The 19255-nt window shown below is 65.4% G+C and carries 24 protein-coding genes; 7 read left to right on the top strand and 17 right to left on the bottom strand.

Going from position 1 to position 19255, the window contains the following annotated elements:
- Window positions 1-62 precede the first annotated feature (62 nt).
- Entirely contained in the window at window positions 63-902 is an 840-nt protein-coding gene (locus ACGFWE_RS20550; RefSeq protein WP_393600681.1) for a DUF4097 family beta strand repeat-containing protein, read from the bottom strand.
- A 477-nt stretch (window positions 903-1379) separates the two neighbouring features.
- Between ACGFWE_RS20550 and ACGFWE_RS20545 the strand changes: the two genes are divergently transcribed.
- On the top strand, window positions 1380-2147 hold the full coding sequence (locus ACGFWE_RS20545) for a helix-turn-helix transcriptional regulator (protein ID WP_280911347.1): 768 nt from the start codon (window positions 1380-1382) through the stop codon (window positions 2145-2147).
- Window positions 2147-2620 carry an NUDIX domain-containing protein gene (locus ACGFWE_RS20540; RefSeq protein WP_393600679.1) on the top strand — a complete coding sequence of 158 codons (474 nt, stop codon included), beginning with the start codon at window positions 2147-2149 and terminating at the stop codon, window positions 2618-2620. The genes ACGFWE_RS20545 and ACGFWE_RS20540 overlap by 1 nt, the downstream gene beginning before the upstream one ends.
- Here ACGFWE_RS20540 and ACGFWE_RS20535 read toward each other — a convergent pair.
- Both ACGFWE_RS20535 and ACGFWE_RS20530 read right to left on the bottom strand, forming a co-directional pair.
- Complete coding sequence (locus tag ACGFWE_RS20535; protein WP_393600677.1) at window positions 2608-3177, bottom strand: HD domain-containing protein; 570 nt, start codon at window positions 3175-3177, stop codon at window positions 2608-2610. The genes ACGFWE_RS20540 and ACGFWE_RS20535 overlap by 13 nt on opposite strands.
- 11 nt (window positions 3178-3188) lie before the next feature.
- Window positions 3189-3635: a GntR family transcriptional regulator gene (locus ACGFWE_RS20530; protein WP_393600675.1), complete on the bottom strand. Its 447-nt coding sequence runs from the start codon at window positions 3633-3635 to the stop codon at window positions 3189-3191.
- Between the two features lie 196 nt (window positions 3636-3831).
- On the opposite strand from ACGFWE_RS20530, the gene ACGFWE_RS20525 reads away from it, so the two are divergent.
- Both ACGFWE_RS20525 and ACGFWE_RS20520 read left to right on the top strand, forming a co-directional pair.
- Complete coding sequence (locus ACGFWE_RS20525) at window positions 3832-6012, top strand: P-loop NTPase fold protein (RefSeq protein WP_393600671.1); 2181 nt, start codon at window positions 3832-3834, stop codon at window positions 6010-6012.
- A 509-nt stretch (window positions 6013-6521) separates the two neighbouring features.
- On the top strand, window positions 6522-7145 hold the full coding sequence (locus ACGFWE_RS20520) for a hypothetical protein (protein ID WP_393600669.1): 624 nt from the start codon (window positions 6522-6524) through the stop codon (window positions 7143-7145).
- Window positions 7146-7195: 50 nt separating this feature from the next.
- Here ACGFWE_RS20520 and ACGFWE_RS20515 read toward each other — a convergent pair whose 3' ends face one another.
- The 11 genes from ACGFWE_RS20515 to ACGFWE_RS20465 form a co-directional block, all read right to left on the bottom strand.
- The gene (locus tag ACGFWE_RS20515) at window positions 7196-8107 is read right to left on the bottom strand and encodes a nuclease-related domain-containing protein (RefSeq protein WP_393600667.1); all 912 of its coding nucleotides are present in this window, start codon (window positions 8105-8107) and stop codon (window positions 7196-7198) included.
- Window positions 8108-8180: 73 nt separating this feature from the next.
- The gene (locus ACGFWE_RS20510; protein ID WP_393600665.1) at window positions 8181-9554 is read right to left on the bottom strand and encodes a tyrosine-type recombinase/integrase; all 1374 of its coding nucleotides are present in this window, start codon (window positions 9552-9554) and stop codon (window positions 8181-8183) included.
- Window positions 9551-9745: an AlpA family transcriptional regulator gene (locus ACGFWE_RS20505; RefSeq protein WP_132888890.1), complete on the bottom strand. Its 195-nt coding sequence runs from the start codon at window positions 9743-9745 to the stop codon at window positions 9551-9553. The genes ACGFWE_RS20510 and ACGFWE_RS20505 overlap by 4 nt, the downstream gene beginning before the upstream one ends.
- Window positions 9721-11043, bottom strand: coding sequence for a replication initiator (locus ACGFWE_RS20500; protein ID WP_393600663.1), 1323 nt, complete (start codon window positions 11041-11043; stop codon window positions 9721-9723). The genes ACGFWE_RS20505 and ACGFWE_RS20500 overlap by 25 nt, the downstream gene beginning before the upstream one ends.
- Before the next feature lie 130 nt (window positions 11044-11173).
- Complete coding sequence (locus tag ACGFWE_RS20495; protein WP_392662671.1) at window positions 11174-11419, bottom strand: SpdD protein; 246 nt, start codon at window positions 11417-11419, stop codon at window positions 11174-11176.
- 13 nt (window positions 11420-11432) lie between these two features.
- Window positions 11433-11627, bottom strand: a complete 195-nt coding sequence (locus ACGFWE_RS20490) for a hypothetical protein (protein ID WP_057603440.1) — start codon at window positions 11625-11627, stop codon at window positions 11433-11435.
- Between the two features lie 9 nt (window positions 11628-11636).
- Window positions 11637-11828 carry a mobile element transfer protein gene (locus ACGFWE_RS20485; RefSeq protein WP_267018412.1) on the bottom strand — a complete coding sequence of 64 codons (192 nt, stop codon included), beginning with the start codon at window positions 11826-11828 and terminating at the stop codon, window positions 11637-11639.
- On the bottom strand, window positions 11828-12028 hold the full coding sequence (locus ACGFWE_RS20480; RefSeq protein ID WP_189919716.1) for a hypothetical protein: 201 nt from the start codon (window positions 12026-12028) through the stop codon (window positions 11828-11830). The genes ACGFWE_RS20485 and ACGFWE_RS20480 overlap by 1 nt, the downstream gene beginning before the upstream one ends.
- Before the next feature lie 19 nt (window positions 12029-12047).
- Window positions 12048-12683, bottom strand: a complete 636-nt coding sequence (locus tag ACGFWE_RS20475; protein ID WP_393600660.1) for a DUF2637 domain-containing protein — start codon at window positions 12681-12683, stop codon at window positions 12048-12050.
- 3 nt (window positions 12684-12686) lie between these two features.
- On the bottom strand, window positions 12687-14072 hold the full coding sequence (locus ACGFWE_RS20470) for an FtsK/SpoIIIE domain-containing protein (RefSeq protein ID WP_393600658.1): 1386 nt from the start codon (window positions 14070-14072) through the stop codon (window positions 12687-12689).
- A gap of 5 nt (window positions 14073-14077) precedes the next feature.
- Window positions 14078-14434, bottom strand: a complete 357-nt coding sequence (locus ACGFWE_RS20465; RefSeq protein ID WP_057603435.1) for a hypothetical protein — start codon at window positions 14432-14434, stop codon at window positions 14078-14080.
- Between the two features lie 301 nt (window positions 14435-14735).
- Between ACGFWE_RS20465 and ACGFWE_RS20460 the strand changes: the two genes are divergently transcribed.
- Window positions 14736-15206, top strand: a complete 471-nt coding sequence (locus tag ACGFWE_RS20460; RefSeq protein WP_393600656.1) for a hypothetical protein — start codon at window positions 14736-14738, stop codon at window positions 15204-15206.
- A gap of 21 nt (window positions 15207-15227) precedes the next feature.
- Here the strand turns inward: ACGFWE_RS20460 and ACGFWE_RS20455 are convergent, their stop codons facing one another.
- The 3 genes from ACGFWE_RS20455 to ACGFWE_RS20445 form a co-directional block, all read right to left on the bottom strand.
- The gene (locus tag ACGFWE_RS20455) at window positions 15228-15956 is read right to left on the bottom strand and encodes a GntR family transcriptional regulator (RefSeq protein ID WP_393600654.1); all 729 of its coding nucleotides are present in this window, start codon (window positions 15954-15956) and stop codon (window positions 15228-15230) included.
- Between the two features lie 83 nt (window positions 15957-16039).
- On the bottom strand, window positions 16040-16477 hold the full coding sequence (locus tag ACGFWE_RS20450; protein WP_057603433.1) for an ATP-binding protein: 438 nt from the start codon (window positions 16475-16477) through the stop codon (window positions 16040-16042).
- A 284-nt stretch (window positions 16478-16761) separates the two neighbouring features.
- Window positions 16762-17502, bottom strand: a complete 741-nt coding sequence (locus ACGFWE_RS20445; RefSeq protein WP_392662682.1) for a GntR family transcriptional regulator — start codon at window positions 17500-17502, stop codon at window positions 16762-16764.
- 81 nt (window positions 17503-17583) lie between these two features.
- Here ACGFWE_RS20445 and ACGFWE_RS20440 point away from each other — a divergent pair, with 81 nt between their 5' ends.
- Together ACGFWE_RS20440 and ACGFWE_RS20435 are read left to right on the top strand one after the other, a co-directional pair.
- Window positions 17584-18693: a DUF1152 domain-containing protein gene (locus tag ACGFWE_RS20440; RefSeq protein ID WP_393600651.1), complete on the top strand. Its 1110-nt coding sequence runs from the start codon at window positions 17584-17586 to the stop codon at window positions 18691-18693.
- A complete protein-coding gene (locus ACGFWE_RS20435) occupies window positions 18690-18947 on the top strand; it encodes a hypothetical protein (protein ID WP_393600649.1) in 258 nt (85 codons plus the stop codon). Before ACGFWE_RS20440 ends, ACGFWE_RS20435 begins: the two co-directional genes overlap by 4 nt.
- The last annotated feature ends 308 nt before the right edge of the window (window positions 18948-19255 follow it).

The following is a 19255-nucleotide window of genomic DNA, read 5'->3' as shown; positions in this document are numbered from 1 at the left end:
CCCCGGAAAGGCAAGGCCCGCACCGCAGACGCGGCCGAGATAGTGCTGGCGGCAAGACGGGGTTAGCTGATCTGCACGTAGCCGCTGGTCACCCGGCGGCGGATGTTCAGGTGCGAGGCACCCGTGATGCGGGCGCACCCCGAGGTGGCGCTCACCACGAGGCGGCCGGTGGCCTGCGGGGTCGCGGCGATCCGTACGTTTCCGGAGGTGAGGTTCAGCCGGGCGTCCCTGCCGCTGTAGGCGCCGATGCCGAGGTTGCCGGACGTGAGGTTCACATCCAGCGCGCCGGTCACGTCGCCGACGATGACGCTTCCGCTGGTGACCGTCGCGTCCAGGTCGCCGACGCGCTCAGCAGTCAGGCTGCCAGAGGTGCCGTCGTACTCCAGTCGCGCCAACTCACCCTTGATGACGGTGTCGGCGGTGTGCGTGCTGATCAGCGTCTCGGACCGGGCGGGCAGGTGGACGACGGCGGTGATCGGCGTGACCGCATCGCCGGCCGGACCGGTGGCGGTGACCTCGCGGCCGTTGATGAAGACCTTGCCGCCACCGTGGCCTGTGACGTGCACGTTGCCGTTGACGATCTGCACGCCGCTGCCGCCAGAGAACGTCGTGGTGTTGCCGCCCACGCTGATCGTGGTGCTACCGCCCATGCCGCCGGCCACGTCCGGGACGCGAACCTTGAGGTTCTGCCCCCGGAGACTGACCGCGGTGTCGCGGATCGCGTCGGCCGACGGCCCCGAGGTGGCCTCGGTCTTCAGTACCACGTGCGCCTGCTTCAGCGCGGGGTCAACGACGACGCGGATAGTGCCCGCCTTCATCGTCAGGTCCAGGGCGATCGGGCCGAAGGCGTCCACGGGGATCGTGCGTTCGGTCATGGCGAACTCCAGGAAGTCGAGGGACATGTGATGTGAAGTGCCGGGGCGGTCACGGTCTTTGGCGAGAGGTGACCGCCCCGGGAAGGCAGGTGACCGCCATACGAGGTATGGCGGTCAGGTGCAGTGGTGCGTTGTCTCCTTCGGGAGCTCGGGCTCCCGTTTCAGGCGTATGGAGATGAGACCTCTCGGTCTCAAGCCCTCCGGTTAATGCCAAGGCGCCGGGTCGCCTCCCCCCGTCCAATGCGGGGCTCCTGGTCGTGCGCTCGTTCGGGTCGCTGACGCGATCCGAACGACAGGAACATGTATTACGTGTCCCTCATCTTGCAGAGGGAGGTTCGCTCCGTCAAGCCCTTCGGCGGATGGAGGTCTGCGAGACCCTCGCGCTCGATGTACCTACAGACTGGCGTCGGCTGCGACGACGTTCGACTCCGCGGTTGCGCGGCTCAGGTCGTTCTTAGCTACCGTGAAGTCGAACCAAGTCGTCCCAAGAAGTCGGAGGTTGGCATGGCGAACGAGCGACTGCGCGGAGCGATAGTGGACTTGGGACTGACGCTCGATGAGGTCGCCGAACGACTCGGGGTCGCGGCCAAGACGGTCGAGCGATGGATCAACGAACCTGAGCGCAAGCCGTACCGCCGCTTCCAGTTCGCAACAGCATCGCTGCTGAGGTGCGAGGTGTCGTACCTGTGGCCGGACGAGCGCACGTCAGCTGAGGTTGCGGCCGCCGGCAACGCGGAGTTGGTCAGGCTCTATCCACACCGGTCCGTCGTGATGCAAAACCTGTGGACGAACCTGTACTCCAAGGCGACCCGTCAGTTTGACCTGTTGGTGTACTCCGGGTTCTGGCTCACAGAAGACGCGTCGTTCCACCGGATCGTGAAGGAGAAGTCAGCCGACGGAGTGCCCATCCGCTTCATCCTGGGAGAGCCCACGTCGCCGGCCGTGGCGATGCGGGGCGAGGACGAAGGTATCGGCGGGGCGATGGCAGGCAAGATCCGGAACGCCCTCATCAACTACGGCCCACTCTTCGGTCTCCCCGGCGTGGAGTTCCGGTTGCACAGTACGACCCTCTACAACTCCATCTACCGGGCCGATGACGAGATGCTGGCCAACGGGCACCTCTACGGCGTCGGTGCCTACATGGCTCCCGTGCTGCACCTGCAACGCGTGCCCGGCGGTGAACTCTTCGACGCCTACGCTGAGAGCGTCGAGAAGGTCTGGCAATCGGCCCGCCCGATCTCTTCACCTGCCGATTGGGAAGGCACTGCCTGATGAGCCGCATCGACTACTTCCGCGACCCGAACGCCCCTCAGGCCAACTCGGTGGTGCCCTCGGTCACCGCGTTCGTCCGCGACAACACTGGGCGGTTGCTGCTCATCCACAAGACCGACAACGACCTGTGGGCGCTGCCTGGTGGCGGCCACGACATCGGCGAACGCATCGCTGACACCGCCGTTCGTGAGGTCGCGGAAGAGACCGGCATTGACGTCGAGGTAGACAACATCGTCGGCCTCTACACCGACCCTGAACACGTGCTGGCGTACGACGACGGAGAGGTCCGGCAACAGTTCTCCATCTGCTTCCGAGCCCACCCTGTCGGGGGCTCGCTGCGTACAAGCAGTGAATCAAAAGAGGTCCGCTGGGTTGACCCAACGGACCTTGACGGGCTGGACATCCACCCGTCGATGATGCTGCGCATCCGCCACGGTCTCGACGACTCGCGGCGAGAGCCCTACATCGGCTGACTGTCGGCGGAGACCTGCGCCAGCCGGCTCTCAACACGCTTCGCCGCCGCATGGATCTCGGGTGCCGCGCGCTGGATGAACCGCCCGACGATCGTGTCCGGGCCGTACCGCTGCACGATCTCGTCCAGCCGCTCGGTCGAGGTGGTCTGCGTTCCGTCGGGCGTCGTCGTCATGTCGCAGAAGAGCAAGGCATCGACCAGGTCCGGACGCTCTAGCTCGAACTCCCCTTCAAGCTCCTGCCTCAGCCCGCGTTCCTCGGCTTCCAATAGGGCGCAGGAGTGGTGTGCCACGAGACGAACGACCCGCTCGTCTGCCTTCTCCTGGTCGCGGAGGAACCGCGCACCGTCCAGGGGATGAAAGCCGGTCGTGGCGATAGCCGGCGAGTACCCGATGTCATGCAGCACCGCGGCAGCTTCCAGCAACTCGGCATCGTCGCCCATGATCGGACCCAAGGAGCGAGCGCGCTTGGCGACCCCCAGAGAGTGCGCCCACCGGCGCGGGAGCGGGTCGGCCAGCAGCGATTCAGAGAGCGAGTACGCCCACTCAGTCAGTCCCATGGCGGCCAAGACTACGGCCGAGCGGTGGGCGTCGGGAGAGCGCGTACCGTTCGGCCCTTGCCATGAACTGTGGCGAGCAGACCGTTTCCCTCCATCTGGGCAAGCACACGGCGCACAGCCGTCCGGGATGCTCCAAATCTCTCGCACAACTTTGCTTCCGACGGATAGGTATCGCCCACCAAGAGCGAATCCTCAGCGATCAGATCAGCCATACGTTCCGCCAGCGCTCGACGATCGCCCCCTCCGGAAACTCGCCATCCGGTGCCAGGAACGGACTCGACTAGGCCCTCGGCTTCCAGAACCTTGAGGGCACGGCGGATCGTGTTACGGGCAAGCCCATGCTCACGCATGAGAGCAGCCTCTGACGGCAGGGCACCAGCGACGTCCCCGGACGCAATCTGCTGACGCAGCGCTTCGGAGAGCTGTAGGTAGATACCTCGTGGACTTGTCTGCGGCACGCCTCATCCCCCTTCATGTCTTCTCGTCGCGTCCAACTCCAGCTTGCCATGCGGCTTGATCGATAGTGATCGCGTTGCGAGAGCTTCACCCACGGCACCAATAATCCCAGAATGGTAAATAATACGCCAACGCATTTGATTACGGACATTATGGACACCCTGACGAAAGCCGCCCTTGCGTAACTATTCTAGCCGCATGGACTTCCAGAACCTCCTTGATGACGCACCTGTAGACGCATCCGGCGACGCACTGGAAAGGAAGCGATTCAGCGAGCATGCGGTTCGAGTGATAAATCGAGTTCGACTGCAATCCGAGTCCAGCGTCATCGCGCTGGTTGGACCATGGGGTTCTGGAAAATCATCCGTACTCGAAATGATTAAAGACTCAATCGACGAATCCAGCATTGAAGGTCAAGACGAGGATCAAGAATGGCGGATCGCCGATTTTAACCCATGGATCCATAGCGACCCAGTATCTATGTATGTTGGCTTTTACTCAGAACTCCGGGCTTGCCTACCGGGACGACGTCGCTGGAGCGAAGCTAGGGAATCTCTCGGAAAATGGGTTCAAACGGCAGCCCCGCTTGGCAAGATTGGAGGACTAGTCAGAATTGATGCTAGTTCCGCTTTGGAGAAGCTCGCCGAAAAAATCGCGGGAGACACTAGCGCTTCAGCGAAAAAGGATAGGGCGGAAGAAGCTCTACGCGAGTGCGGGGTATCCATACTTGTAGTTATGGATGATCTCGACAGGCTAACCCCTGACGAGCTTCTTGAAGTTTTCAAAATGATCCGCCTCGTTGGCAGGTTGCCAAATGTTTACTACCTACTCTCATACGACGAAAAGACCCTTACCGACGCACTGTGCCGCACCGAGCTTGCCCACGAGAGGCCGGACCGCGCACGAGCCTATCTTGAGAAGATTATCCAGATCCGCCTCGATCTGCCAATTCTAAGCTTCACTCAAAGGTCCCAACTGGTTGACGCATGCCTAGATGTAGTGCTGACAAATAATGGGATATCACTGACAGAGTCATCCGTGAACGAAATCGCTGCCCTTTGGCACGAATCGCTGTCACTCCGCCTGGCCACTCCCCGGAGCGTGCGTAGGTTCTTTGCGCAAGTCGACGCTACTTACGCTACGGTTTCGGGAGAGGTAAACTTCGTCGATTTCCTGACTATGACATTCCTACGCACCTACGAACCGGAAGTGCATGCAGGTCTCTACGATAACGCCGACGAGTTGACCATGCGCGGCAGATATCGGAGCTCACTTTCAAATGGCGAAGAACATACCGAGACACTCGAGAGGTGGCGAGAAAATCTAAGGTCTTGGAAGGTAGCCGAAGCTCACCTAGATGGAGTTTTGGCTATGCTTGCCACATTGTTCCTGCCCATAAAATCGGCCACTCAAGGCATGGAATATGGGAGAGAATGGCTTGACGAAGTCGCCCGGCGAAAGGGAGTCGGTCACGTCGACTACTTCTCCCGATACTTCTTCTTTGGGGTGCCAGCCGACGACATCCCCGATTCGATTATCGATAAGGCTCTGACCGCACTTTCAGACGGCCATGAAGTCAAGGAGATGCGCCAATTGGAAGCGGCGCTGAAGGGTGCACCAGAGAAGACACTCCGGAAAATTCGACATTTCGGAGATCTCAGCAACGACGGAAACAAGGGCCTCCTCAGGATGCTCGCGGCAACGTATCTCGCCATCACTCCCGATACGGGAATCGTGAATGCCTTCAATCAGAGGGCTGTCGCAGATATGGCGGCCGAACTTTACATGAAAGAAGCATCAGGCGAGCTATTTTCCACCCTCGAAGGAGTCACCAAATCCGACAGCGGATATTGCATGTCGGTAAGCTCGCTAGGGCGCATGATGGCTCGGGCCAACAGAAAGAACCAGGAGGGAGATCACAGCGCAGAGCGGTTCAAGAATATCCTGATTCAGATAATTTCGGCAAAATTTGAAAGTCTCAAGCAACGCCCACTGTCAGAAGTCGATCACACCCTGTTTTGGACTCTTTATGATTGGGCTAAGCTCGACAGCTCCTCAGTGCGATCCTTCCTACGCAGCCAGGCAGAAGCTGACGTGTGGCCGTTGCTGGAGATCATAGAGCGGCTAGTTAGCCGCGGGACAGGCAGTGAGTATCGAGGGATAGTACTCATGGGCCTGAAAGTTGAAACCGTGGAACTAATGCTCGGCCTTGCCTACGTGTTCGAGAAACTTGCCACTGAGATTGATGCCGCCTCAACTGAAGTAATTATGCAAGGTCTCCCCGACACGCCAGCCAATAGGCGCTCAGTAGGCTTGGCAGCTCTCAGCTTCGCCCGACACCGCCAGCAGGAGACTGAAGGTGGTCACGAAACCGACTGAGCCGGCATGCTCTACCAAGATGTACCGCATGCCACGATCCGTACGTCGAGTCCCTCGGCCGGCCCAGGAGAGTGGCAGGGGGCGGATCTGTGGCCAGCGCGCACGGTATGCGATAGACCGGCGTACTTACCAACAGTCAGTTAGACAAACCGCCAGCTCAGGTGGCATCGTCCAATGATTCTTGGCATGCCCTCCGGAGCCGTGTGCGCAGGTTCGAATCCTGCCGGGGGCACCTTGCACGAGGTGCCCAAAGACCCCGCCACCAGCGCTTTCGCTGAGGACGGGGTCTTGGCGTATGTGCAGGCAGATGCAGCCTGAAGCGGCCGTATGTTGGCGTCTGTGGACGAGGCGTGGACGGGATCTTGGGGCATTCCCGCAGGTGGCGCAGCACATCGAAGTCGAGCAGCCGCGCCGCTCGCTATCGTCGTCCCGGCAGTGGATGACGTCGAGGGTGGGAAGACTGGCGACCGGCGCCGGCGGGCAAATGATCGGACGAGGTGGGGGATCTCGTGGACGCGACCACGCTTGCAGTTGCGCTCATCGGCGTCGGAGGAACGTTGGGTGGAACCCTGGGTGGGGCATTGCTCAGCCAGCGCGTCACCCGGGAGCAGAACCAGCGCGCCGATCGTGAACGGGCAGAGGACCGCCACGACCGAGCGCAGGAAGCCAGGCGGGATCTCTATGCCCGTTTGAATACCACGGCTCGCGCTTACCGGGTCGCTGCCCGAGACGCAGTCCTAGCGGCCGAGCGCGGTGAAAGCGCCGAACAAGCAGTACTCAATGCCGCGAAGGAAGCCTGGGCAGAGCAATACTCCTTGGCCCAGATGGTTCTACCGAAGGACGTCAACGAGATCGCCTCTTCCCTCAATCGGGCACTCGGAGTCGGGTACACCGTGGTGAAGCAATTGGCGAGCAGCCCTGCCCCAGACAGGTCGTACAACCGGGCCAAAGATTGGTTCAGCGGCCCCCTGTCCGACGGGGTGTATCTGCTGCGGGTCACCCTGCGCCATGACCTCGGCGTCGAGGTCGAGGTCGACTTCGAGCACACACGCACGCGGATGCTCGCTGTGCTCGACAACGAGCGAAGGAGCCTTGAGCGCCTGCTCTCCTCCGAACATGCACAGGCCGGGTGAACGACGAGGCTCCAGAGCATCATTCGGGAGCTTCCGAGACGCCCAAGTGCTCAAACCTTTGGTGTCGCCATCGGCGGGACCTGGCGCCAGGCCTGGCGATGACGAGCAACGCTGTACACCTGCTCGACCTGTTCGGCCGTCAGCACCCCGGAGAGGGGCGCCAGCGCCGCCACCTGACGCTCCTGGTACACGCGCACGCTGAGCTGTGTGGCAACCACCTTCAGATCGGTCACGCCGACGAAGACGAGCACGGGCTCCACCGGGACAGGAAAGCCGCAGTAGTGCTCAAGCACTCGAGCTACTCGCTTCGCTTCAGCCCGGCTCTTGCGCGCGTAGGGGGCCGGCTTTCCGTGATTGACCTTCACGGAATCGTCGCCAACCCATACAGCCTCTTTGCGGTGATGCTTGGTGTTGATGCTGAACACGCCGCCGGGCCCGACCAGCAAGTGATCGACGTCCACCTTGTCGGCCAGGGGGATGGAATGCAGGACCCGCCAGCCGTGACTCGCCAAACGGTTCAGCTCGGCTCCCACTCGCCTTTCCCCCGCCAGCCCCTTGCGCCAGGAGTCCCACTCTGTGCGACGACGCAAGAGCTGTGAGACGAGCCGCTCAATCAGACCCACCCCGGATTTGTCGAGCAGGTCTCGGAGGGACTCACCAGGGCGGTTGGTGGACAGGTCGTCGGCCGACGTCAAAGGCGGCAGCATGGGGCGCGCTTCAGCCTCAGATGCCCCCTGCGGCATGACCGACTCGGCGTCGTTCCGTAAGTGGCGTGTCAGCACGGCAATCACGTCGTCGCGATACTCGGCGACCAGGACCGTAATGTGCCCTGTCCTGACGTCCGCCCAGCCGACCGCGGTGCCATCCGGCAGGTTCGCGTACAGACGATCCTGTCCGTACCGCTTCCAGCGCGTCACCCTCAGCTCCACGAGTCCCCCTCGTCCGCTCTCGGCTCGAAGCATCGCAGCAGGTAGCGCTCAAAACGAGAGAGGCCCCGGACAAGATGCCCGGGGCCTCGGTGGGGTGCAGGGTGTCTCACTCGTACTCGCGCAGAAGGTCCTCGATACGTCGGTTGGCGACGTCCTGCCGTCCGTCGAGGCACTTCGCGTAGCGGGTCAGCAGCACCTCGACGCTGTTGCCGGCGCGCTCGGCGACCTCGGTCGGGTCGACGCCGGCGTTGAACCACGTGGACAGTGCGGAGTGACGGAGGTCGTACGGCCGACTCGCGAGCGGCGAGGAGGCGGCGGTCGGCGGGAGCGCGAGGAGCCGGGCCTCTTGCCAGACGCGGTAGTAGGTGGAGGACGGGACGACCGAGCCCTTCTCGCTGAAGAAGAGGCGCCCGTCGTCCGCCGTACCGAAGGTGGCCAGGTGCTCACTGAACACGGCGACGAGGTGAGGCGGAATAGGTACCCGCCGGACGTCCTCGGTCGGCCGGTTCTTCAGCCCGCGGTCATCATGGGTCTCACCAGAATCGGTCCACTGCTTGCCGACCGACGGGCGCGTTCGGTGAAGCACCGCCGAGCCCCAGCCCTGTTCGGGGAGGATCAGGTCCGTCTCCGCGAGGCCGACCGCTTCAGCCGGACGGAGGCCACCGAAGTACATCGCGGCGAACAGACCCACGAGACGACGGCCGCGGGCACGTCGGTATCCGCCCACGTAGGAGACGGCCGCCAGGAGGTTGCGAGCCTGCTCGGGGTTGGCGACTACACGCGGGTCCACCTGATTGGACACCTTCGGTTTCTGCCAGCGAACCGCAGTGATGGGGTTCTCGCGCAGCTCCCCCAGGTCGACCGCGTAGTTCGCGGCATTGACGAGCGTCCGACGCTTGCGCCGCACGGCCTCTGCCGCTGACGCCGTACCGTCGAGCCTGAGCTTCAGCGAGTCGAGGACCGCGCGGGCCGTGGCGGGCTCAGCAAGATCGGCGAGCGGTCGGGAGGCCTTGGACACCCAGTGCAGAACGTTCCGCACGTCGTCCGGGACTTCCCGATCGTCGGGCCCCGGCAACACGAAGGCCCAGCTGCGCAATGCTTTGCGGATCACTTCATCGGACGGCCGTCCGGCACGCTCGTCGAGGAGCTCCAGCGTCACGCTGGTGGGGGATTCATTGATGCCGTCCCTCGTATTGGGAGCGGCATGGGGCCACTTCATGGCCAGGTATCTGAGGGCGAAGGCGTACCAGGACACGGCCGACTTCTTCTCTTCCATCGAGGCCGGGAGGCCCGACTCGGTGTCGAACTCTTCACCGTCGCGCATCGCTCGCATGAGCTTCGTGCGGAAGTGGTCGGCGAGCGCCTTCGTGCGGAATGACTCCGAGAGCACATTGCCGGCAACGGACCAGCGGACACCGTACGAGGGCGTTTTGGTGTCCCGCTTGCGAACCGCCCAGACCTTTACGTCAAGGGACTTCACGCCGCTGCCTCCAGCTGTCGAAGCCACGTGGTGAAGTCGCTCCGCCATACCCGGAGCTCTCCGTTGGGCAGCTTGAACGCGGCCGGCCCGTATCCCAGCTCCCGCCAGCGGTAGAAGGTGCGGCGAGAGACGCCGCCCAGCTCATCCAGGACCTGGCGAACGGTCATCAGCTCGTCGCGACGGGCGTCCATGTCGGTTCTCCTTCCGTTCCGGCGGCGGGTACGAGGGATGCGGCGAGCCAGGCTTCGGCGCGGGAGAGGCCGGCTCCGGCGAAGACCCAGTGCGAGAGGACGAGGGTCGTCTCCGTCGGTCCTGTCTCGACCACCGCGGCAACCTGTGCACGTCGCCAGTCGGCGCGGGCGGTACGCAGGGCGCCGAGGGTGGTGGAGTAGCGCCGGGACTTGGTGGAGAAGTGGCCGCGGAAGCCGAGCATGTGCGCCCAGGCGCGTAGGCGGAGCTCGGCGAGCTCGGGGCGGGCGCCGAGGGTCCAGGCAACGCGGATCATGCGTCGGGCGTGTTCGGAGATGCGTGCCTGGGCGAGCTCGGCGAGGAACTTGAGCGGGCGGTCGAGGGTGCCGGTCGCCGTCTCGGCACCTTTGGTGGCGTACTTCGCGATGTACGAGGCGACGGCTCGTTCGGTGAGGTCCTGGCCGTCGTCGAAGTCGGCGGATCGAATCGTGCGGACGTCGAGTTGGCGGCCGAAGGCGAAGGTGTGTGCGCGTCCGTCGATGGTCGGGCCGTCGACGCGGGTGGCGGCGGCCGCGGCCTGGATGGCGTCCGTCAGGAGCTCTGCCGTCGCCCAGACAGGCGGTGCCGTGTCGCCGCCTTCCGGGCCGTCGATGCGGATGACCGCGTGGAAGTGCACGGCCCCGCGCTTTTGGTACTCGGCGACCTTCGCGAAGGAGACGCGTGCGTGGTCGCGGAAGGTGCGTTGAGTGAGGCCGGCGCGCTTGGCGATCTCCCGGCGGAGGTAGATCGAGAAACGCCGCCAGAGGTGCCCGGCGTGGGCGTTCCAGAGCACGGCCGCTTCGTAGTCGTACCGGTCCGGATCGAGGGGCGTGCCTAACGTGCTGTCGTTCTCGTCGTGGCGGGCACCGCAGCGGCAGGGGCGTCCGTCGGTGCGGCGGTTGTGGACCGGGCCGAAGCCGGGGGCGGTGAAGGTGGCGAAGACGCGCGGGTGGGTGGCGACCTGGTCCGAGGTGCCTTTGCCGCCGCGTAGTCCGGCGGTGATCAGGTGGTAGGTGTCGCGGCGGTAGGTCTCGGCGCAGGCCGGGCAGCGGGTCGCGCGGCGGTTGTTGCAGCGGACGAGGAGTTGGCCGGCCGGGAGGGCGGTCGAGTCGAGGTGGTGCAGGGTGGGGCCGATCTCGCCGGTTGTCGTGTCGACGGCGTATTCGGTGCGGTGGCCGTCGAGGCGGACGGGGTGGGTGCAGCCGCCCAGGCCGGAGAGTTGGCGGGCCAGCTCGGGCATGGTGCCGAGAGAGGCCAGCATGGAGAGTTCCGCCAGCGGGGGCGGAGTCTGCCGGGTAATGATGGGACTTCCTTTCGGCTGTTTCGGCGGTTGGGAGGGACGGCCCCGGGGCGGCGGGATGCTTGGCGGCGTTTGCCGCCCCGGCGGCCGGTCAGTGCCTGTTGGCGTTGTTCAGGAGCGAGCGCAGGACCACCGCAGAGATGGCCACGGAGATGGCCGTGATGGCGACCGCCGCCAGGAGCGCGGTGAGGACGACACCGCCGACCAGGACAGCGGCCACCGGGCCCGCGTAGGGGCTGAGCGAGCGGCCCGCCGTGGGCGCCGGGTAGTGGTGCTGCGGCTGGTGAGTCAGGGTCGACGGCGGAGCAGGAACGTCGGGCAGCTTGGGGCGGAACATGGCGGAGCTCCTTTCAGCGGTTGTCGCCGTTGACGACCCCGACCCCGGAGCGGGTGCCGGACTCGATGACGGGGGCGAGGAAGGTGTGCGAGAGCCAGAAGCCGAACAGGGCGATCACGACGGCGACCCACATGCGGACTCCCAGGAACTTGATCGCTGCCCAGGCGATGACGCCCAGGACGAAGACGAGTGGGAGCGAGACGGTCACGGGATCTCCTCAGCGGACGCGGCAGCGGTGGGTACGGGCGGCGAGTTCGGCGGCGGCGCGGGTGTCGAAGTCGTGGGAGAAGTCGCAGCGGGGAGCAGTGCACACGGCGGTGTGCTTCTCGCGGCCGCGGCCGTCGTAGGCGGTGCCGACCTGGACGGGTCCGATGCGGACGACGTTGCGGAAGCGGCGGTTGGCGGGCATCAGGGCAGCTCCTTCGGTTCGTCGTGGTTCTCGCCGGTGAAGTCGGCGACGTGGTCGAGCAGCCACCGCCGGATCTCTGCGCCCTCGTACTCGTCGGCGATGAGGATCACGGGTTCGGCGATGAGCATGGCTTCGGTGAGGCGGTTCTGACGGGTCAGCTCGGCTGCGCGGTTGAGCGCGCGGAGCGTGGAGGGACGCAAGATGGAAGGTCCTCCGGGATCAGGTGAGTTGGGCGGCGATGGCTTCGGCGAGCGGCAGCGGGACGCCGAGGCGGGTGCGAAGGGTTGGGGTGTCGATGTCAGTCCCGGTCCGGGTCCGGTGATCGTCGGCGACCTTGCGAGCGAGGGCGACAAGCGCGGGCGGGACAGGGGCGGAGGAGGGCTGTGCGGCCGGTTGTGGGTCGGCGGCGGGCAGCGCAGGGGCGGTAGTCGTGACTGGTGTGGCCGGCGCCTCGTCCTGATCCGGGACCGGCACCTCGTCGCCGTCCGGGGCCGGTGCACCGTGCGCGAGGAGCGTTCCGCCGAGGAAAGCAACCGCGGGCCACCCGGCGACGAGGATGCGCAGCCAGGCCGGGACGTCCCCGAGGTCGAGCAGGCCGGCCGTGGCGACATTCGCGCCCAGTGATGCGACCAGGGCGACGACGAACCAGCACCAGCCGGCGGCTTTCGCCGTACCGGAGCGCAGCCGTCGCCAGGCCGCGACGAGGAGCAGGTCAACGCTGACCGGGTAGGCCCACGCCTTCCAACCGTCTTGCCCGGCCGCCGCAGCGAGGTCGTGCAAGTGGGCGAAGGAGAGCGCGGCGGCGATGGCCGCTTGGACCAGTACGGGGTCGACGCGGATGCGGTGGGGGCGCATCGCTCAGTCCTCCGGGGTGTCGCAGGCGAGGCGCGCGGTGGGTACCGGTTGGGGGCTGTCGAGGACTACGGGCGGGACGTACGGCCGGAACGGCGTGAGCGCCGGAACGTCCGGAGCGAGGTGAGCCGTGTCCCGGCAGGTGGCCGCAGCGGCGGCGAGGGAGAGGTACGGAGTACGGATGCGGGACCAGCCGCCTGAGGTGTCACCGGCCACGGCCAGGCCCGGCAGCTCGGCAGGGATGGCGCAGGAGGCGTCGACCGCTTCGGGGGCGATGTCGCCGAGGGCCATCTTGGCCGAGGCTTCGTCGTTGACGCGGTGGCATACGCGGCCGGTGAGCTGGGCCCGCAGCATGGTCGCGCCCTTGCCGAGTTCGGCGCCGAAGCGCTGCCCGCAGACCTCCAGGTAGATGCCGGCCGCGCGGCCCAGCTGAGCGAGGCGGATGAGGTGGGTGACCATCTCGTCTCGGCGTTCCTCGTCCTTGCGGGTCGCGACGAGGAAGAGCTCGGCCACCTCGTCGACGAACAGCACGACGGGTACCGGGCGTTCACTCTCGGGCAGTCCCCAGATATCTGAGGTGATCTCCTCGTCGGGCATGCCGGGGGCGATCCCCTGTCGAGCCTTGATCAGGTCGTATCGGTCCTCCATTTCCTTGACCAGGACCGGGAGCAGCTCGGCGGCCTCTTCAGGATCGGTCGCCAGCGCGGCAAAGCGGGAAGCGAACGGAGCCAGCTCCACGCCCCGCTTGCAGTCGACGCCGACCAGGGCGACGGACTGCCGGGCAAGCCCGGTGATCAGGTTCCGCAGGTACATGGACTTGCCGGACAGCGTTGCGCCGAGGACGAGTTCATGTGGCACGGCGCGGTAGTCGCGTAAGAACGCCGTGGCGTCCTCCCTCAGCGCCACCGGCACCTTGAGGAACCCGCCCTCGATCCGACGGGGCATCCGGACCTTGCGCAGGACGTCGAAGCCGATGAGCCGCAGTTCGACGACACCGGGCTTCACGTCCTTCACGTACACGCCGTGCACGCCCCAGGCGTGGCGGAGCCGTTCCGCCGAGGCGGCGACGTCGGCGGGTTCCTGCCCCGGAGCGAGGCGGAGCCGGACGCGCAGGCCGGTCGTAGTAGGCCGGATGATGCCCCGCCGAGGCGGGACCGGACGGATCTCCCGGCGGCTGGTCGCCTTGATGGCCAGCACCCGCAACCGGGACGGCGCGACGGTCAGGCCGCAGGCGTCCATGGTCGAGGAGTACGAGGCCAGCAGCCGGGCCACCGAAACCGGCAGCCCGACCGTGGACCAGTACGCGGCCGGGTTGGCGTGGCGGACGTAGGCCGCGCCGCCTATCGCAGCGAGCGGTGCGCCCAGCTCGGCCAACGTGATCAGGTCCGTCACGACGATCAGCCCGCCTGAGCGACCGGGACCGGGAAGGCACCCGGCGCGATCGCGGTAGCGCGGTAGGCGATGCCGTGCCGCTGCTGGCCGTTGAACACGCTCTCCCACGGCCGGGCAATGAGCCCCGGCAGGGACACCGGAGCACCGACGGTCAGGCCCTCCGTCACACCACTTTCGGGAACCGTGACCTGGATGAGCGACGAGTCCCCCTCGTCGATGAAGACGACGCCGACGGTCATCAGCGCCTCACCGCTCACGGCGTCCTTGGCGATCTCACCGGTCTGCCGGTCACGCACCTTCGGTGCCGGCGCTTCGGTGAGCAGGATCGTCGCGGTCGAGGCGTCAACGCGGATCACACGCACAGAGATTTCTCCTTTGGAGTCGACCAACTCGCCACCTGACAAGTTGACTTAGCAAGTTCGAAGTTAGAGATGCCAGGTTGACTTGTCAAGTGGCTTCGGTGCCGCCCATGTTGACGTAGCGGGCTGCCTCAAGACCCAGCACAACGTCAAGGCTGCAGGCCCCGCCAGACCGCCACTCTGCGGGAGTGAGAGGGAGGTGCGAAGCTGGATGCAGCTCCACGGAGGAGCATTCGCACCGCGGCACGCTGACTCGCGCTCAGCCCTGTCGCGAGGGGACGCCTCCCGGAAGCGAGCCGGACGTATGGACATCGAACTCACCTATGACAGGGCTGGCCGCTTGCGTGCCATCGGCCGTTTGGAGATCACTTATAAGCGGCGGGACAGGCGACCCCGCACCCTCGGTTCTTGGTCGATCGAGTACCAACGGTTCAGTTCACTTCTGAGCTCTGTTGGCGGCACCGAGATCACTTACCGTCGATGGTCGAGCCTGCCCCGCACTGTCGGACAATGGAACTGCGAACACAACAGGTCCGGAGCCCAGCTGCTGCGCATAGGCCCTCATGAACTGAGATACGACACCCACAGCAGCGTGTGTGGCGTTGGCCCTCTTGAGATCGTCTATGACCACAACGGCAGCAGCCCCATTCGAGCCCAGCTTCCCGGCGAGGGCGATGCACTGCCAGCTGAACTGGTCCTTGCGCTTTTCCTCGCACTGTTCTGGCAGGAGCAGGCGCGTGAAGCTAACGACGCGTACTACCAGGCCAGGCGCTGAACTGGCGTACCGCCCTGGGGCTTAGCTCAGACGGTAAGTGTCCTCAAGCTCCTGCCGATCGGCTGGGAGTAGCACGTCAGAGACCTGCAAAGCCTGGCCGGACGCGTCGCGGGCGACGACCAGGACGCTGAGGACGGGCACTCCATCAGGCAGACCGAGGAGCTCAGCCTCACCGGCATCCGGCATCCGGGCCGAGACGCGCTCCGTCACATGGTCGAATCGGACCTTCTTCCGGCCCTCAAGGTGTTCCCGGACGCCGACGCCCAGCGGCTCGGAGCCCCCCAACTCGGTGCCCTCGACGAGGCCCGCCGGGAAGTACGAGGACGCGAGTTCAACAGCCTCGCTATCCACCTCGACCAGGAATCGGCGCATCAGGACCTTGGCCCGCTTGGGCAACCCGAGCACGGAGGCGACACGCGCCGGTACCGGCACCTGGTCCACTAGAACCAGGCGTCCAGGAGTCCGCGACTCATCCCGCTCCAGCACTTCGCGCCCGCGGCGTTCCTGCTGCTCGACGTCGACCGGCCGTCCGCGCACGATGGTGCCGTAGCCCTGCCGGGACTCGATCCAACCGTCTCGTTTCAGCAGCTCAAGGGCGCGCACGACGGTAGGGCGGGACATTCCGAACGCCTGGACCAGCTGATTTTCACTGGGGACCTTCGTGCCCGGCGGGTACGTGCCGTCCTCGATGCGCTGCTGGATCGTCTGCGCGAGGCGTACGTACTTCGGCGCCTCTACTTCATACGCCATGCACGCCGCCCATCAGGATTGGCCAAGTCAACTGGTCAACCAGACTAGCGACAGTGCATATAGAAAAGAACCCGGCTCCCCCTTCAGGTCGGCCAGGCATCGGCCATCACGAAGGAGACGACCGTCCCGCCGAAGCGACTGGGCCCTGAGTGCCAGGACTCGGCAATGGAGTCGACGAGGAGCAGTCCGCGCCCGTGCGCGTCGACAGCGTCAGGCTGCCGCAGCCTCACCCTGGCCGGGAAGCCGGCATTGTGCACCTCGACCTTGAGCGAGGCCCCGTCCCGGAACCACTCCACCCGGACACGCCACACCTCATCCGACCGCCCGTAGACGATGGCGTTGGTCACGAGTTCCGAGATCATCAGTACGCAGTCGTCGACCGAACAGGCCGGGTTGTAAGGGGCGATGAACTTCCGGAACCAACGCCTGGCCAGGTGCACGGACTCAGCGACGGGATACAGGGTCATCGCCCCGAGTCGCGGCGAGTCCTCAGAGGGATAGCGATCGATCGTAAAGGCCATCCGTGCTCACTCCTTGCCGCTGCCGTCACAGTCGAGGCAGCGCCGTTTCGATGCGGCACGGGCACGGTCGTCGACGGTGGACAGCGCCAGGGCCGTGCGCGAGCTGACGCGTTTCCAGCCCCGCCCACGGCATCCTCGGCAAGCTAAGTGCGCGCCTTGCTCCGGCCGCTGACCCGTCACAACGTGCCCCCTTCATTAAGTGGCCTTAGCCACTTAATGGATAGTGGCATTAGCCACTCGCGCTGCGCAAGCGAAAGTGCCAAATGACGATCCATCAAGTGCGCTCAGGTGAGGGGGTAGCCCTGCTCGAACGCCCAGCGCTGCGGCGGGTACGTGGCTTCGGCGAACTCCAACGGCCGGTCCTGGAGGTCGAAGACGACGTGGTGCACGATCAAGACCGCGGATCCGGGTTCGAGTTGCAGGTCTGCCGACTCCTCGTCGGTCGCCTGCCGGGCACACATCCGATCCTCGGCGTAACTCCCCTGCCGCCCCGTCATGTTCTCGACGTACATCAGGGTGCCCTCTTGGATCCGCTCCGGCTCCAGGAGCTTGGGCGCACGCTGCCCGACGTCCGGCGCGAACCACGAAGTGGACAGGGTGATGGGCCCGTCCTGATTGTTCGTCACGCGCCTACGGTGTACGGCCCGCCGATCCTTCACCAGGCCCAGCGCCTCAGCGACATGATCCGGAGCATCCAACCAGCCGGCCGAGGTAATGACCGCGTACTCACCAGGGGTGTAGATCTTCCCCGTCTGTCGCGCCCGCCCGTACAACTCCCGTGCCCTGCGGTTCACTTCAAGGCTGCGCACGTACGTGCCAGAACCCTGCCGCTTCTCCACGAGCCCCTGGTTGCTCAGCGCCTCCAACGACCGTGCGGCCGTCGGCCTGGACACCTTCCAGTTCGTCGCAAGCTGCCGCTCAGAGGGCACCTCGTCACCCGGCCTGAGGTCGCCCCGAAGGATCTGATCGCGGATGTAGTGAGCGATCTGGAGATACTTCGGTTGCGCCTCTTCGATCTGAGGCATGTCCCCTCCTCGTCCAAGTGGCTATGGCCTCTAGCCACTATAGGGTGAGTGGCCAGACCCCGAACCCGTAATGTTGCGCACATGACGCGGTTGATCGTCGCAGCAGGAGGAGGGGGCGACGCAGTCGCCGCCGCAATGCTTGACGCCGCCTTGTACGGCGACGACGACCAGGCGGTGATCCTCACCTACGCGTGGGACCGCCTGTTGGTCGACCCGATCCCAGGCCCCCGCGGCCCCGCCGACTTCACGGGACTCGAACCACTCACCCCGTCGGTCTGGTCGGTGCCGGCCGAAGCCCGCCCGATCGCGCCAGCAGGCTCCACACTCCCCCGGCTCGCGGCAGAGCTCCCGCACACCTTCGCCCTGATCGATCCGCATCACGGCGTCCAAGGCGTCACGCGCCAACTCGAAGAGCTGATCAGCCGCTTGAGGCCGGACTCAATCGACCTCCTGGACGTGGGAGGTGACATCCTCGCGCGAGGCGATGAGCCCACGCTCAAGAGCCCGCTTGCCGACGCTCTGACTCTGGCTGCATGCTGCCAGGTGAACGCTCCCGTGCGGCTCCTGGTCGCAGGCCCCGGCCTGGACGGTGAACTTCCGCCCGACGAGGTACGCAGCCTGCTTGGTCCCCTCGTCCACACCTTCACCGCGAAGGACGCTGAGCCGGTCAGCGCAGTCCTGGAGTGGCACCCGTCCGAGGCAACCGGGATGCTCGCTGCAACAGCACGAGGAATACGCGGCATCTGCGAAGTCCGGGATGCAGGACTCCCCATCCCACTCACGGAAGCCGGCCCGACGGTCCACGAAGTCGACCTGGACGACGCCCTGAACCGCAACCAGCTGGCTCGCGCCATCCTCTCGACCACTACCCTGGACGAGATCGAAGCACACAGCCGCGAGATCTGCGGCTACTCCGAGATCGACTACGAGCGCAACAAGGCCGCATGGCTCAAGGACCAGCCGGCGGTGAAGCTCGATCCTGCGACCGTGCTGCCGCAGCTCGACGAGTTCGAGAACGAGGCTCGAAGCCGCGGAGTCACCCACACGACGTTCCGCCGGCTCACCGAGGCATTGGGCCTGCCCGGCAGCCAGCGCGAAGACCTACGGGCACTGCTCATCCATAGCCGACCGAAGCGATACGCAGCGCCCCTCTTGGAGCTGTCAGCCGTCGAGGAGACGCAACCACGATGAGCGTCTTCAGGAGCGATCTCAGCTTGGATGCACGGGACGCCACCGGCACCGGGGCGGAAGCCGACGTGGCCCTGAATCTGGCGACCGGCAACATCAGGTTGTCGATCCTCTGGACGCAAGAAATCCAGCTCTCCGCCGACGACGCCGACCAGGTAGCCGAAGCCCTCCAGCAAGCAGCCGCGGAATCCCGAAGCCTCGCGATGACCAAGAAAGCTCAAGCCACCGAGGACCCGTCAAGCCCACCAGCGACCTGAGTTACAACCTTCTTCACGGGTTCAAGGCTCGCTGCGCTCGCTCGTCCGGCGGCCAATTGCGCTCATCGATCATCGCCAACCCGACCGCCGCACACTCCGACCAAGCGCATCAACGGCCGCTCACGGCCGCATGCCACCGCCACCACGATCCGGCCTCAGGAGAGAAAGACTCAACCGTGGTCGGACCTCAACGCGCCGCTTCCAGGACCAGGCCGCAACCCTTTCCACCCAATTGCCTACACCAGTAGGTCGGATAAACCGAGGGCCGCACCAAGCGCGGCGGCGCCGGCCGGTCGCCGCCGCGCCGC

The sequence above is a fragment of the Streptomyces sp. NPDC048523 genome (assembly GCF_043199815.1).
Taxonomy (GTDB): domain Bacteria; phylum Actinomycetota; class Actinomycetes; order Streptomycetales; family Streptomycetaceae; genus Streptomyces.
Note: the sequence above shows the minus strand (reverse complement) of the source record. Positions and strands in the feature narration are given on the sequence as shown.

Coding starts and splice junctions, on each gene's coding strand:
- ACGFWE_RS20550 (WP_393600681.1), bottom strand. CDS start 902: ATGTCCCTCGACTTCCTGGAGTTCGCCATGACCGAACGCACGATCCCC.
- ACGFWE_RS20545 (WP_280911347.1), top strand. CDS start 1,380: ATGGCGAACGAGCGACTGCGCGGAGCGATAGTGGACTTGGGACTGACG.
- ACGFWE_RS20540 (WP_393600679.1), top strand. CDS start 2,147: ATGAGCCGCATCGACTACTTCCGCGACCCGAACGCCCCTCAGGCCAAC.
- ACGFWE_RS20535 (WP_393600677.1), bottom strand. CDS start 3,177: ATGGGACTGACTGAGTGGGCGTACTCGCTCTCTGAATCGCTGCTGGCC.
- ACGFWE_RS20525 (WP_393600671.1), top strand. CDS start 3,832: ATGGACTTCCAGAACCTCCTTGATGACGCACCTGTAGACGCATCCGGC.
- ACGFWE_RS20515 (WP_393600667.1), bottom strand. CDS start 8,107: ATGCTTCGAGCCGAGAGCGGACGAGGGGGACTCGTGGAGCTGAGGGTG.
- ACGFWE_RS20505 (WP_132888890.1), bottom strand. CDS start 9,745: ATGGACGCCCGTCGCGACGAGCTGATGACCGTTCGCCAGGTCCTGGAT.
- ACGFWE_RS20500 (WP_393600663.1), bottom strand. CDS start 11,043: ATGCTGGCCTCTCTCGGCACCATGCCCGAGCTGGCCCGCCAACTCTCC.
- ACGFWE_RS20495 (WP_392662671.1), bottom strand. CDS start 11,419: ATGTTCCGCCCCAAGCTGCCCGACGTTCCTGCTCCGCCGTCGACCCTG.
- ACGFWE_RS20485 (WP_267018412.1), bottom strand. CDS start 11,828: ATGCCCGCCAACCGCCGCTTCCGCAACGTCGTCCGCATCGGACCCGTC.
- ACGFWE_RS20475 (WP_393600660.1), bottom strand. CDS start 12,683: ATGCGCCCCCACCGCATCCGCGTCGACCCCGTACTGGTCCAAGCGGCC.
- ACGFWE_RS20460 (WP_393600656.1), top strand. CDS start 14,736: ATGGACATCGAACTCACCTATGACAGGGCTGGCCGCTTGCGTGCCATC.
- ACGFWE_RS20455 (WP_393600654.1), bottom strand. CDS start 15,956: ATGGCGTATGAAGTAGAGGCGCCGAAGTACGTACGCCTCGCGCAGACG.
- ACGFWE_RS20450 (WP_057603433.1), bottom strand. CDS start 16,477: ATGGCCTTTACGATCGATCGCTATCCCTCTGAGGACTCGCCGCGACTC.
- ACGFWE_RS20445 (WP_392662682.1), bottom strand. CDS start 17,502: ATGCCTCAGATCGAAGAGGCGCAACCGAAGTATCTCCAGATCGCTCAC.
- ACGFWE_RS20440 (WP_393600651.1), top strand. CDS start 17,584: ATGACGCGGTTGATCGTCGCAGCAGGAGGAGGGGGCGACGCAGTCGCC.
- ACGFWE_RS20435 (WP_393600649.1), top strand. CDS start 18,690: ATGAGCGTCTTCAGGAGCGATCTCAGCTTGGATGCACGGGACGCCACC.